Genomic DNA, 12609 nt, shown 5'->3' with positions numbered 1-12609 from the left:
TTGCGGGTTTGAGGCAATAAAAAAGGTCTTACTGAGTAAGACCTTTTCTTTGGGCTAAAAATGAATTAGCGAGTAATCAATGATTACGGTCGACCGAAATCTTAGCTAGCGCAACTAAGGCTTGCTTGTAGTCGCTGTCGGGTAGAATCGATAATGCCTCGATGGCTTTCTCTGATTCTTCAATCGCTTTTTGCTGGGTGTAGTTTAACGCGCCGCAATGGTGCAGTGCTGCCACTATTTTATCTATGGCCTGTGTACCATCGCCTTGCTCAATTGCTTGACGTATGAGGTGTTTCTCTTCGTCTGTGCCATGGGCAATGGCATAGATGAGTGGCAGAGTTGGTTTACCTTCAGCAAGGTCATCACCTATGTTTTTGCCTAGCTCATCACTGTCGGCGGTATAGTCGAGTAAATCGTCGGTAAGCTGGAAGGCGGTACCAAGATACTTACCATAGTTACCTAAGGCGGTTTCTTGCTCTGGCGTCGCACCCGCTAACACACCCGCAAGCAGAGTAGCCGCTTCAAACAACTTAGCTGTTTTACAATAAATGACCCGCATATAGCTTTCTTCTGTGGTATCAGGATCGTTGCAATTCATCAGTTGTAAGACTTCGCCCTCGGCCAACACGTTCGTGGTATCCGCTAACACTCTGAGCACTTTCATGCTGTCGAGTTCAGTCATCATCTGGAATGAACGGGTATAAAGAAAATCCCCGACCAGCACGCTGGCGCTATTGCCGAACAGTGCGTTGGCGGTTTCTCGTCCGCGGCGCAATGTCGATTCATCAACTACATCATCGTGGAGCAATGAGGCCGTATGGATAAACTCAATAATCGCCGCTAGCTTAAGATGCGCTTCGCCTTCGTAGCTCACCGCACGTGCGGCTAATACCGACAGCAGAGGACGAAGACGTTTACCACCACCATTAATAATGTAAAAACCTAATTGATTAATTAGGGCGACATCTGATTCAAGCTGTTTATATATCAGCTGATTGACTGCTTGCATATCAGTGTCAGCCAGTTGACGAATAGCGTTTAAATCCATAGTAGACTCTGGTTGTGGGGTCATTACGTACCGGCCCCTGTTTAGGCTCACGTGTTATAATGAAATGAATTTTACCTAAAATTCTGACATATGACAGCACTAGCTCAACTAATGTGAGAGTTAATCCGGTCTTTTTTTATTCTTTCCTAATTAGGGCTTGCCAGAGTTAGATTCTTCGCGTAAACTCCGCGCCCATTGTCAATAAAGTTTTTATAGCACCCTGCCTCATCCAAGAATGAGCCCGCGTGTTAGGAATTGGAGTAAAATAGCTATGTACGCTGTTTTTCAAAGTGGTGGTAAACAACACCGTGTAGCCGAAGGCCACACTGTTCGTTTAGAAAAGTTAGAAGTTGCAACTGGTGAAACTATCGAATTCGATCAAGTTCTTTTGATCGCTGATGGCGAAACAGTGCATGTTGGTGCTCCTTTAGTAGCTGGCGGTAAAGTCGTTGCTGAAGTTGTAAGTCACGGTCGTGGCGATAAAGTAACTATCGTTAAGTTCCGTCGTCGTAAGCATCACGACAAGAAAATGGGCCACCGTCAGTGGTTCACTGAAGTTAAAATTACTGCTATCAACGCATAATAGGAGTCTAACTCATGGCACATAAAAAAGCTGGCGGTTCTACTCGTAACGGCCGCGATTCAGAAAGTAAACGTCTAGGTGTTAAGCGCTTTGGCGGTGAATCAGTTCTAGCTGGTAACATTATCGTTCGTCAACGTGGTACTAAATTCCACGCTGGTGTAAACGTAGGTATTGGTCGTGACCATACTCTGTTTGCTCTGACTGACGGTAAAGTGAAATTCGAAGTTAAAGGCGCTAATAACCGTAAGTTTATTAGCATCGAAGCTTAATTTTCGAACCTAGCTTATACTGTTAAAGCCCCGCCATTGGTGGGGCTTTCTGTTTTTTGTGCTTCTATTTACGCCGTGTAGATGCTTGAGTTGGTAAATGATTACCAAGAATGAGCATTGACAGGTAAGATTGGGAGCAAAGTATCTCGAGTTTTTTGGCGACCAATGAAGTTAGACGGTATAATTGCTTCATTCAGTGGTGCCAGGAGTAAGTATGAAGTTTGTCGATGAGGCAGTAATTAGGGTCGAAGCAGGCGACGGCGGTAGCGGTTGTGTTAGCTTTAGGCGCGAAAAGTATGTACCTGATGGTGGTCCTGATGGTGGTGATGGTGGCGACGGCGGCAGTGTTTTCCTGCAAGCTGACGAAAACTTCAACACTTTGATCGAGTTCCGTTTTGAACGTTTTCACATGGCTGAACGTGGCGAAAATGGTCGTGGCCGTGATTGTACCGGTCACAGCGGTAAAGATCTGATCTTAAAAGTTCCTGTTGGTACTCGCGCGGTCGATCATGATACTGAAGAAGTCCTTGGGGATTTAACGACCCACGGTCAAAAGCTATTGGTTGCCAAAGGTGGTTTCCATGGTTTAGGTAACACCCGTTTTAAGAGCAGTACTAACCGTGCCCCACGTCAAAAGACGTTAGGAACACCGGGTGAAGTGCGTAGCCTTAAATTAGAGTTGTTACTGCTGGCTGACGTTGGTTTGCTTGGCATGCCTAACGCGGGTAAGTCGACATTCATTCGTGCGGTTTCCCGTGCAACGCCGAAAGTGGCTGATTATCCGTTTACAACACTAGTGCCTAACTTAGGTGTGGTTAATCCACGTCCTGGTCAAAGCTTTGTGATTGCGGATATTCCAGGTCTTATCGAAGGTGCTGCCGATGGTGCGGGTTTAGGTATTCGCTTCTTAAAGCATCTTGAGCGTTGTCGTATTCTACTGCACATCATCGATATTGAGCCGATTGACGGAACCGATCCGGTTGAGTCTGCGCGCGCTATTGTTGGTGAGCTTGAGAAATATTCTCCAAAGTTGGCGAGCAAGCCGCGTTGGTTAGTCTTTAACAAAACCGATTTGCTGCTCGAAGAAGAGCTGCAAGAAAAGGTTGACCGTATCGTTAAAGAAATGGGTTGGGAAGGTGACGTTTACACGATTTCTGCCTACAACCGCGACGGCACTAATGAGTTGGCATTAAAGCTCCTCGATTATATTGCGAGCCTGCCACCAGAAGACAATGAAATCGACCCAGACAGTGAAGTAGAGTTCAAGTGGGATAATTATCATCAAGCTAACTTAGATTCTGTAAATGAAGACTATGTTGATGAAGATGATGACGACGACTTTGATGATGATGACTACGACGTAGAAGTTATTTACCAGAGATAATCTTACCGTCCTAATTTTGAGAGTTCAGTGTACGCAGATACTCAAAATGATATTACTCGGCAAGTTGTGCGTGCTGCACAATTGCTACTGGCCTACGGCGCAGAATCTGATTTAGTTGAAGAAATCAGCCAGCGTCTAGGTCAGGCTTTAGGCCTTGCCAGCGTAGAACTCTCCATTTCCTCCAATTCCCTCGTATTAACCAGTTTGGTTCATGGTCGATGCATCACTACGACTCGTCGCATTCGTGAGCATGGCATTAATATGACCATAGTTTGTGAATTGCAACGCATCTGTTTATTAGCTGAAAAAGGGCTGTATGGCCCCAATGAAGTGCGTAAACGTTTGGCGCGGATTGAGCCTAAAAGCTATCCTCCAAGCTTAGTTGTCTTCATGATTGGCGTGTCTTGTGCTAGTTTTTGTCACCTGTTTAATGGTGATCTTATCTCGTGTGTGATTACCTTTTTTGCCGCAGCAGTGGGTATGTCAGTACGTTTAGCGATTGCTAAACGGCATTTTAATTTATTGATTAACTTTGCCGTCACCGCTTTTGTCACCAGCATGTTGGCTCAAACGGGCTATGTGTTTGAATTGAGTGAAACCCCTAAGGCAGCAATGGCAGCGAGTGTGCTAATGCTAGTGCCTGGTTTTCCGATGATCAATGCGATATCGGATATGGTGAAAGGGCATATGAATGTCGGCATTTCCCGTTGGGGCCATGCGACCTTATTGACCGTTTCTTCGGTCATAGGGATTACGATCGCGATGCAGATCGGCGGGATTTTCCTATGATGGAATTACTGATAACGCTGCTGCACGATGCTTTTTTCTCAGCAATCCCCGCCGTAGGATTTGCTATGGTGTTTAATGTTCCTAAACGATTTCTTGCCTATTGCGCTATAGCGGGAGCCATTGGTCATAGCTCGCGCACCTTAATGCTACAGTTTGGTTTACCAATTGAGTGGGCCACCTTTGCCGCGGCTGCTATCGTCGGGATTATTACCATAGGGTTTGGAAAACGCCACTTAGCCCCCCCTTTAATGTATGCTGTCGCCGCCATTATTCCTATGATCCCAGGTACTTATGCTTTTAATACTGTCATTGCCTTAGTGCAATTGACTGCCCAGTCGCAGGTGAGTCCTGAGCTGACGGCACAAGTGATTAGTAATGGCCTCAAAACCGTCTTTATTCTCGGGGCGTTAGCTGTGGGGCTAGCCATGCCGAGCTTGCTGTATTTCAGAACCCGCCCCGTCATTCAATAATTCTATTTCAATAAAACAGGAGTGAGCATGCGCATTGCTATGATAGCCGCGATGGCAAACAATCGAGTCATAGGGAAAGAGAATAAAATGCCATGGCATCTTCCTGAAGATTTACGTCACTTTAAAGCCATGACTTTAGGTAAGCCTGTGGTGATGGGGCGTAAGACCTTTGAGTCCATTGGTAGACCCCTTCCTGGTCGACATAATATAGTGATTTCACGTCAAACGGATCTCGTCATTGAGGGCGTGACTTGTGTGACCTCTTTTGATGCAGCCAAACAAGCCGCCGGCGAGTGTGAAGAGTTAGTGGTGATTGGTGGCGGACAGCTTTATGCCGAGTTATTACCTTACGCAGATACCTTATATTTGACGCAAATCAAGCTAGAGGTTGAGGGCGATACATTTTTCCCCCATTGGGATGACGGAACTTGGAAAGAAACGGAATCTTTGTCTAGTATAAATGCGGATGGTTTGGAATATCGCTTTATCAATTTGGTAAAAAAATGTTAAATTGCAGCCTCTGTTGTGTACCCTGTGTGTATGGGACGTCAGTTTATCTAACGTATTGCATCATATCGGACATTTAGTTTTCACGGAAAGAAGAGATAGCCGATTTCGTTATCCTAGATTTCGAACGAGAGCTAAAGCCAAGAGGTCAATACCCTTGAGAGACGAGATGCAGCCCATACAAAATTGATAATAAAACTATAAGAAAGTATTAAGGAGTATCGGATGCGTCTTATGCCTGTAGCCTTGGCTGCGTTAATTGGATTTAGCTATATCACTGTACCAACCCCTGCTGTTGCGGGCGTTGATCCACTTGTCGCGAGTATTTGCGATTACGTCAAAGCTAACGATAAAAACCGCTTACGTAAAAAATTAAAAGAAAGCCGCGTTAAGCTACGTCAGATTTACAGTGGCATCAGTTGCGATGGCGCAAGTCTATTGCGTACCGCTTACGGCGCGAGTGCTAATGATGCCGGTGAGTTTGTGGCTAAACGTTTGTCAGTGACGGAACTGAGTGTCGCTGAAGCCGATGGTATGACTATCCAAGCTTGGGCTGAAGCAAACGGTCATGGTGATAGCCCTATCACTGCTGCAGTGAAAGAGCGTCTTGGCGCTGCTGCGGGCGGCGAAGAAGAGTAATCGCTGAGCTGGACTCGTTGCACCGAACTAGCGGCACTTTAGCTCTATTTGCAGCTTAGTAATATTAAGTGACGAGTATTAAGCAATTGGTTTAAGCCATTAGCGTTAAGAGTCTAGTATTAAGCGCTTTGCATTAAACATCTTGCCTTGAATCAGAAAAAATGCCGAACTTAAGTTCGGCATTTTTTATGGCCCTAATTTGCACTAAGTCGGTCAGACCGAGTGATTGGTATGATAGGGAAAGTAAATTTGGCGCAAAAAAAGGGCCGCTAAGCGACCCTTGGTTTAGAAGATTTTAGCAATTAACATTTAGACTCTAAATTCGCCGACTGAGGCTTGAAGCTCTTCGGCTAGTTTGGCGACTTGATGGCTAGACTGAGCCGTTTGATCTGCGCCGATAGCCGTTTCTTCCGAAATGGCAGCAATATGCTCCAGTTTCTCAGACACTTGCTGACTCACTAAATTCTGCTCTTGAGCAGCATGGGCGATATGAGTGCCTGAGTCATAGGCCTTATGCACAGACTGGCTAATGGTTTCGAGGGCAATGTTGGCTTGCTCAGTTTTTTCAACACAGGCATTTGCCTGAGCACGTCCCATATCCATGGCGGCAACGGCTTGCTCTGCACCTTGTTGCAACACTTCGATCATCTGTTGGATCTCTCGGGTCGATACTTGAGTACGTGAGGCTAAGCTACGGACTTCATCGGCAACTACCGCAAAACCACGACCTTGTTCACCGGCTCTAGCAGCTTCAATGGCGGCGTTAAGGGCGAGTAGGTTAGTCTGCTCTGCAATGCCACGGATCACATCCAAAATTGAGCCAATTGAGGCGCTATCAGACTGCACTTTATTGATCACAACGCCTGCCTTTGCCACTTCATCGGCTAAAGCCAAAATAGTCAGTTTGTTCTCTTCGGCAATGGCGCGCATATGCTGAGTTTCTTGGTCGGCTTGCTTGATTTGCTCAAGGGCTTGATCGGCACTTAACGACACTTGTTGCGCGCTAGAGCTCAGTTCTGTGGTTGCAGTGGCCACTTGGTCCACTTGGCTTTTTTGTTCTTGAATACCTGAGGTGGTTTGCGCTGTGATTGCTGACGTTTGTTCAGCTGCCGCGGCCAGTTGGTTCGACCTATCCAAGATACCGATAATCAAACTGCGTAAGCTATCGACGAGACGGTTGCAGTTTTTCGCTAGCTCCGCAAATTCATCGTGTCCAGAGTCATCCAGCTTATGGGTAAGGTTGCCTGAGGCTAAGACGTTAAGGGCATTGTTCACTTGGCTGAGTGAGCGTTTGAGCGGGTTCACTACAGCAAAACTCACAATGACAGCGACAACAATGGCAACTAACACCACAATCATTGTTTGTATGCTAGCAGAGTCAATCTTAGCTATGGTGTCGTTGCTCATGTTTGCGGCAACAAGTTCGATGTTATTACTCACATCATCCATGTTGGAATTAATAACTTTCACGTCTTTTTCGATAATAGCGAGTTTGAGCACAGCTTCTTTAGCATGGGAAAGCTGGCTCGATTTCAGCTGCAACATAGATTGCGGGCCGGTAACGAGCGCTAAAACTTTTTCAATATCTTTAGTGACTGAACTTAAGGTATCCGCATCGACGATACCTTGACCGTGACGATTCACATATTCAAGTTTGTTCTTGGTTTCGCTGATAATGTAGTCAAGTTCTTTAGAGATCAGTTCATGTTTACTGTCTTCTTCATTGGTGACTAAATCTGCGATAGTGGTGATGATATTCCCGAGGCTAGTATCAATCGCGCTGGCTGACGCGGCCAGACTTTGCTCATCGGGATTTTGACTGCTTTCTAAATCAACAATATCGAGCAGTTCCGATGAGGCATCATCGGCGGCATTTTCGAGTTTTTTCTTTAGATTAACTAACTGTTCTTGCTTGCTTAATGAAGCTTCACGTTCGGCGATCATGGCAAGGCTGTCTTGCTCAAAGGTTGAGAAGCTACCGCTTAATTGACTGATTAAGGAGGAGAGCGCTGGCTGACTTTTCACTAATTGAGTGACATTGGCTATTTCGTTTTTGAACTGAGTGCCATGATCATCGAACACTTTACGAATACTGGGAATATTGGCCGATTTAGGCGTGTGATAAGCAATCAGGATTTGTCTTTGTTGCTCGCTCAAGGTTTCACTGAGGTGAGTGGTCGACTTAAGCGCTGGCAAGCTTAATTCTTGCATCATCGCCGAGCTGGCTTTTAGGCTGTTGTTGGTGAGGTAGGATGTAAATCCCAGCACCACGAGCAAAAGCGTGACAATACCAAAACCGCCAATCACTCTGGTGGCTACGTTAAATTTCATAGGATACTCCGATTTTTATTATATTTTTCCAAATGAAAACAGGGCGATTTCAGGGTTAGGCGGCTCAGTCTGTTATCGACTTTAAGCTGTTTTAGTTTAACTCTTTTTTAACTTTTTTTGGGTAATTTTTTGGTCTTTTTCAAGATGCCATAGGGTTAAGTGTTCACCCCAGCAACAACCTGTATCTAAAGCCTTTAATTTAGTATCGCCGATATTGCCCATCAGTGCTGCCCAATGGCCGAAAACCAAGGTGTGACTCTGGCGCAGGGGCGAAGCAAACTCAAACCAAGGTTTGAGTTGTGGATTAGTACAGTTTTCAGGAGGTTGTTTACAGTCAAAATCGAGTCGGCCATCGACATAGAGGTAGCGCATGCGTGTTAATGCGTTGATGCAGTAACGTAGGCGCTCTATGCCAATTGCACTTGGGTCCCATTGTTCGGCACTATCCGAATACATTTGGCTTATCAGTGCCTCAAGATAATCATCTTGTTTAAGTGCGCAACTGACGAGTGCGGCTTCTTCTCTTAATACTTCAAGCGACCACTGCGGTGGTACACCCGCATGACTCATGATGAGTTGGTATTCGGGTAATTCACGCATTAGGGGTTGCTGTCTCAGCCAGTCAATTGAGGCTGAAATATCGGGCGATTCAAGAATTTCAGTTAAATTATCGCTGGGCTTAGCGCGTTTGAGCTTGCCGTGTAACGCCATTAAGTGGAGATCGTGATTGCCTAAAACCGTTTTAGCGGAATCACCTAAAGAACGAAAAAAACGTAGTGTAGCTAAGGAATCTGGTCCGCGAGCAACAAGATCACCTACAGCCCAGAGTTCATCACGGGAGGGATTAAAATCGACCTTAGCGAGTAATTTTTGTAATTCAGCGAAACAGCCTTGAATATCACCAACAAAATAATGCGCCACGGTACCCCTTTCCTAATGATATTAATGTAGTAAGCCTGGGGTCGCTAAACGGAAGGGACGGATCGTCGCTTGGAAATGCTCACCCGATTCGCTGACCATACCATAAGTGCCATGCATTATGCCAAGGGGGGTATCGAGCACTGTGCCACTGGTGTATTGATAGGCGGTATTTGGCGCTATGGTTGGTGTTTCACCGACAACTCCGGCGCCTTGAACTTCACTGATATTGCCATTGGCATCTGTGATTATCCAGTGACGGGTTTCGAGTTTAGCCGCCTGTTCACCTAAATTGATGATAGTGATGGTATAGCTGAAGAGGTATTTTTCATCCTCGGGCGAGGACTGCTGCTCTATATATTCAGTTTTAACTTCAACCCGAATGGAGGTGTCCAATGCGCTCATTCTTGTTCCTAGGCTTTGGTATAAGGGCACCTAAGTGCCCTGATATATTTATGCTTTTTTATCACAAACCATGTTAGCCATAGCAACATACTGTTGCACGCTAATCTGCTCTGGGCGTTGACTTGAGTCAATCCCTAATTGCTCGAACTCATCGTCAGATAACATGTGCTTTAAGTTATTACGCAGAGTCTTACGACGCATGTTGAACGCCGTAGTACAAAGATGACGTAGTACGGTCACATCTTTGCAAGGGAACGGCTTTACAGCGTATGGCAATAAGCGTACGACTGCTGAGTCGACCTTAGGCGCGGGCGTAAAGCTGTGGGGCGGCACTTCAAGAACCGGAACCACTTGGCAGAAGTATTGCGCCATTACCGTTAAACGGCCATAGGCTTTACAGCCTGGGCTTGCCGATAAACGCAGTACCACTTCTTTTTGCAGCATGAAGTGCATGGTTTCAATCTGTTCGGCAAATTCGAACAGGTGGAACATCAGCGGCGTTGAAATGTTGTAAGGTAAGTTACCAAACACTTTCATCTTTTTGCCAGGCACACTCAGTTGACCAAAATCAAACTGCAGTGCATCACCTTGGTGAATGGTCAGTTTATCTTTAAGGACTGGGTGATGATGTAAGCGTTCAACTAGATCGCGGTCAAGTTCGACGACGGTCAGGTTATCTACAGCTTCGGCTACGGGTTCGGTTAAGGCACCAAGGCCTGGGCCGATTTCGACCATCACATGGTGATTATCGGGGGCAATTGCGCCCACAATGCGGTCAATCACATTACCGTCGGTAAGGAAGTTTTGTCCGAAACGCTTTCTGGCCGTGTGGCCTAAATGTACTTTGTTGCTCATTAATAATGTAATCGTTTAGTTCTTTGAGGATAACTCAATGGCTTTATTCAGAGCACACACAAAGCTGCCAATATCGGCTTTGCCTGTACCCGCGAGATCGAGCGCCGTACCATGGTCAACCGAGGTACGAATATAGGGTAAACCTAAGGTGATGTTTACCGATTTGCCAAATCCTTGTGACTTGAGAACGGGAAGTCCTTGGTCATGGTACATGGCCAAGACGACATCGGCGTCCTGTAAATATTTAGGTTGGAACAGGGTATCGGCGGGTAATGGGCCGACAATATTCATCTGGAACTCTTCTCGCAACTCGTTGAGAGCAGGAATAATCACGTCGATTTCTTCACGCCCTAAATGGCCGTCTTCACCTGCGTGTGGATTAAGGCCGCAAACATAAATCTTCGGTGAAACTATGCCAAATTTGCTGATGAGATCGGCATGTAAAATCTTGATAATATGCTGTAGGCGTTGACGCGTTATCGCTTTTGCAACATAGGCCAGTGGAATATGTGTGGTCACGAGTGCCACTTGTAATCCCGGCGTTGCCAGCATCATCACCACATCTGGGCAATTTGCTTGATGGGCAAAAAACTCAGTATGGCCACTAAAGGAAATACCCGCTTGATTGATAATGCCTTTGTGTACCGGACCTGTCACGACAGCATCAAACTCGCCGCTCATGTTTTTCTCGCCCGCATAACGCAAGGTTTCAACTACATAAGTGCTGTTTTGCTCATCGAGCTGACCGCAAATCGATTCGGTCACTAGCTTGAAGGGGGCAATGGTTAATGTGCCCGCTTCTTGCGGTTTAGGCGCTTGATTTGGCAGGTAAGGGCGGAAAGTCACTTGCAAACCGAGTCGTTTAGCACGGCTGGTTAATAATTCTGGATCCGCACAAACGACTAACTCAGCAGGCCAAGCCTGCTGAGCGAGTTGTACGACTAAATCGGGGCCAATACCTGCGGGTTCACCTGGGGTAACGGCAATACGTTTAGTGCTCAATTAACATTAACCTCGATTGGTCTCTGGCTGGAAGATTTCAATGTATGCGTCTGAACGCATTTCGTCTAGCCAGTTTTGCAGTTCTTCGTTAAATTTGCGACGGAAGATCAACTGGTGCGCACGGTTACTGTTGAACTGATCCGTGGCATCGGTTTTTCTGCGTTCTTCTAACTGGGTAATGTGCCAACCGTGAGTGGTACGGAATGGCTCGCTGATCTGGTCGGTTTTTAAACTGTTAAGGGTTTGAGCGAACTCTGGCACGTAAATGCTTGGCTCTGCCCAACCTAATTCGCCGCCTTTAGTGGCTGAACCTGGATCTTCAGAATATTGACGCGCTAGGTCTTCAAACTTAGCTTCACCTGAGCGAATTTGCTTCAGGAATTGCTCAAGCATGGCTTTAGCACGATCTTCCGACAAAATTGGCGATGGTTTGAGCAAAATGTGGCGCGCTCTGACTTCTTCAATTTCTTTGGTTTGTAGGCCGCGAGCCTCCATGATCTTAATGATATGGAAACCTGCACCACTCTTAATCGGGCCGATAATGTCACCCGTTTTCGCACCGTTGATCACTTCGGCGAACAGGGTTGGCATTTCGTTGATGTTCATGTAGTCCCAAATACCGCCTTCGAGTGCTTTAGGGCCCGAAGAAGATGCGATAGCAGTACGACGGAAATCTTCACCACTCTTTAAACGCTCCAAAACGATATTGGCACGTTTGCTCGAGGATTCCAGTTGTTCACTGGTAGGATTATTTGGCACGTCAATCAGGATGTGGCCAATTTGGTATTCCACATCTTTCATCCCTTGTTCTTGGATGAGTTTGACTAGGCTAGTAATTTCCTGTGGTGACACTTGGATACGACGTTGTACTTGAATACGTTGAATTTCACCTAAGGTGATTTCTTCGCGCAACTGCTCGCGGTATTGGCTGAAGCTTAACCCTTCGCTTTCAATTTTCTGTTGCATCTGCGCCACAGATATTTTTTGTTCGCGTGCGATGTTTTCAATCGCTTGGTCTAATTGTAAGTCACCAATATGCAGGCCAATACGATCTGCCATTTGCAGTTGTAAACGGGTCAAAATCAAACGTTCAATCACCTGAGTGCGCAGGGCACTGTCAGAAGGTAACGATTGGTTTGCCGTTTTGGCATTGGCTTTAACAGTGTCAATCATGTTAGTGATTTCACTTTCGAGCACTATGCCGTCGTTAATTTGGACCGCAACGCGGTCGAGTGGCTGTGGTGCGGCCAATGTAGGTTGGCTGATAGCGAGTGCAAATAAAGCAAAAATCAGATGTTTACTGGGTTTCATCCACAAAATCCTTGGCACGTTCTAAGGTCAGGTTCGACGGCTTAATTGAAATAACTTTACCATTTATATCGAAATTACAGCGAGTTGCCCTAATGTAA

General features: G+C 46.0%; 14 protein-coding genes. 7 read left to right on the top strand and 7 right to left on the bottom strand.

Features of this window, described 5'->3' with window-relative positions; genetic code table 11:
* Positions 1–76: 76 nt before the first annotated feature.
* Positions 77–1048, bottom strand: a complete 972-nt coding sequence (ispB, locus tag Q4Q52_RS10000) for an octaprenyl diphosphate synthase (RefSeq protein WP_037391117.1) — start codon at positions 1046–1048, stop codon at positions 77–79.
* Between the two features lie 271 nt (positions 1049–1319).
* Here ispB and rplU point away from each other — a divergent pair, with 271 nt between their 5' ends.
* From rplU to Q4Q52_RS09965, 7 genes are all read left to right on the top strand, one after another.
* On the top strand, positions 1320–1631 hold the full coding sequence (gene rplU, locus Q4Q52_RS09995; RefSeq protein ID WP_006080526.1) for a 50S ribosomal protein L21: 312 nt from the start codon (positions 1320–1322) through the stop codon (positions 1629–1631).
* Positions 1632–1645: 14 nt separating this feature from the next.
* Positions 1646–1900, top strand: coding sequence for a 50S ribosomal protein L27 (gene rpmA, locus Q4Q52_RS09990; RefSeq protein ID WP_006080527.1), 255 nt, complete (start codon positions 1646–1648; stop codon positions 1898–1900).
* A gap of 214 nt (positions 1901–2114) precedes the next feature.
* On the top strand, positions 2115–3284 hold the full coding sequence (gene cgtA / locus Q4Q52_RS09985) for an Obg family GTPase CgtA (RefSeq protein WP_311989067.1): 1170 nt from the start codon (positions 2115–2117) through the stop codon (positions 3282–3284).
* 27 nt (positions 3285–3311) lie between these two features.
* Entirely contained in the window at positions 3312–4073 is a 762-nt protein-coding gene (locus tag Q4Q52_RS09980; protein ID WP_311989066.1) for a threonine/serine exporter family protein, read from the top strand.
* Positions 4070–4543 (top strand): threonine/serine exporter family protein, encoded by a 474-nt coding sequence (locus Q4Q52_RS09975; RefSeq protein ID WP_311898960.1) that lies wholly within the window; start codon positions 4070–4072, stop codon positions 4541–4543. The genes Q4Q52_RS09980 and Q4Q52_RS09975 overlap by 4 nt, the downstream gene beginning before the upstream one ends.
* A 27-nt stretch (positions 4544–4570) precedes the next feature.
* The gene (gene folA / locus Q4Q52_RS09970) at positions 4571–5053 is read left to right on the top strand and encodes a type 3 dihydrofolate reductase (protein ID WP_006085830.1); all 483 of its coding nucleotides are present in this window, start codon (positions 4571–4573) and stop codon (positions 5051–5053) included.
* 222 nt (positions 5054–5275) lie between these two features.
* Entirely contained in the window at positions 5276–5689 is a 414-nt protein-coding gene (locus Q4Q52_RS09965) for a DUF3718 domain-containing protein (protein ID WP_006080534.1), read from the top strand.
* Positions 5690–5998: 309 nt separating this feature from the next.
* Here the strand turns inward: Q4Q52_RS09965 and Q4Q52_RS09960 are convergent, their stop codons facing one another.
* The 6 genes from Q4Q52_RS09960 to surA all read right to left on the bottom strand — a co-directional run bounded on the left by Q4Q52_RS09960 (position 5999) and on the right by surA (position 12511).
* Positions 5999–8020: a methyl-accepting chemotaxis protein gene (locus Q4Q52_RS09960; protein WP_259522828.1), complete on the bottom strand. Its 2022-nt coding sequence runs from the start codon at positions 8018–8020 to the stop codon at positions 5999–6001.
* Between the two features lie 96 nt (positions 8021–8116).
* Entirely contained in the window at positions 8117–8941 is an 825-nt protein-coding gene (locus Q4Q52_RS09955) for a symmetrical bis(5'-nucleosyl)-tetraphosphatase (protein WP_311990514.1), read from the bottom strand.
* 21 nt (positions 8942–8962) lie between these two features.
* Positions 8963–9343 carry a Co2+/Mg2+ efflux protein ApaG gene (apaG, locus tag Q4Q52_RS09950; protein WP_311990513.1) on the bottom strand — a complete coding sequence of 127 codons (381 nt, stop codon included), beginning with the start codon at positions 9341–9343 and terminating at the stop codon, positions 8963–8965.
* 48 nt (positions 9344–9391) lie between these two features.
* Positions 9392–10198: a 16S rRNA (adenine(1518)-N(6)/adenine(1519)-N(6))-dimethyltransferase RsmA gene (gene rsmA / locus Q4Q52_RS09945; RefSeq protein ID WP_006085825.1), complete on the bottom strand. Its 807-nt coding sequence runs from the start codon at positions 10196–10198 to the stop codon at positions 9392–9394.
* A gap of 15 nt (positions 10199–10213) precedes the next feature.
* A complete protein-coding gene (gene pdxA / locus Q4Q52_RS09940) occupies positions 10214–11200 on the bottom strand; it encodes a 4-hydroxythreonine-4-phosphate dehydrogenase PdxA (RefSeq protein WP_311889521.1) in 987 nt (328 codons plus the stop codon).
* A gap of 6 nt (positions 11201–11206) precedes the next feature.
* The gene (surA, locus tag Q4Q52_RS09935; RefSeq protein WP_311990511.1) at positions 11207–12511 is read right to left on the bottom strand and encodes a peptidylprolyl isomerase SurA; all 1305 of its coding nucleotides are present in this window, start codon (positions 12509–12511) and stop codon (positions 11207–11209) included.
* Positions 12512–12609: the final 98 nt, after the last annotated feature.

Source organism: Shewanella sp. SP1S2-4 (assembly GCF_031932075.1).
In the GTDB taxonomy this organism is placed as follows: Bacteria; Pseudomonadota; Gammaproteobacteria; order Enterobacterales; family Shewanellaceae; genus Shewanella; species Shewanella baltica.
Note: the sequence above shows the minus strand (reverse complement) of the source record. Positions and strands in the feature narration are given on the sequence as shown.

Bases quoted from the DNA above. Each gene is read 5' to 3' on its own strand.
- rpmA (WP_006080527.1), top strand. From the start codon at position 1,646: ATGGCACATAAAAAAGCTGGCGGTTCTACTCGTAACGGCCGCGATTCA.
- Q4Q52_RS09975 (WP_311898960.1), top strand. From the start codon at position 4,070: ATGATGGAATTACTGATAACGCTGCTGCACGATGCTTTTTTCTCAGCA.
- apaG (WP_311990513.1), bottom strand. From the start codon at position 9,343: ATGAGCGCATTGGACACCTCCATTCGGGTTGAAGTTAAAACTGAATAT.
- folA (WP_006085830.1), top strand. From the start codon at position 4,571: ATGCGCATTGCTATGATAGCCGCGATGGCAAACAATCGAGTCATAGGG.
- rplU (WP_006080526.1), top strand. From the start codon at position 1,320: ATGTACGCTGTTTTTCAAAGTGGTGGTAAACAACACCGTGTAGCCGAA.
- ispB (WP_037391117.1), bottom strand. From the start codon at position 1,048: ATGGATTTAAACGCTATTCGTCAACTGGCTGACACTGATATGCAAGCA.
- surA (WP_311990511.1), bottom strand. From the start codon at position 12,511: ATGAAACCCAGTAAACATCTGATTTTTGCTTTATTTGCACTCGCTATC.
- Q4Q52_RS09960 (WP_259522828.1), bottom strand. From the start codon at position 8,020: ATGAAATTTAACGTAGCCACCAGAGTGATTGGCGGTTTTGGTATTGTC.
- cgtA (WP_311989067.1), top strand. From the start codon at position 2,115: ATGAAGTTTGTCGATGAGGCAGTAATTAGGGTCGAAGCAGGCGACGGC.
- rsmA (WP_006085825.1), bottom strand. From the start codon at position 10,198: ATGAGCAACAAAGTACATTTAGGCCACACGGCCAGAAAGCGTTTCGGA.
- Q4Q52_RS09965 (WP_006080534.1), top strand. From the start codon at position 5,276: ATGCGTCTTATGCCTGTAGCCTTGGCTGCGTTAATTGGATTTAGCTAT.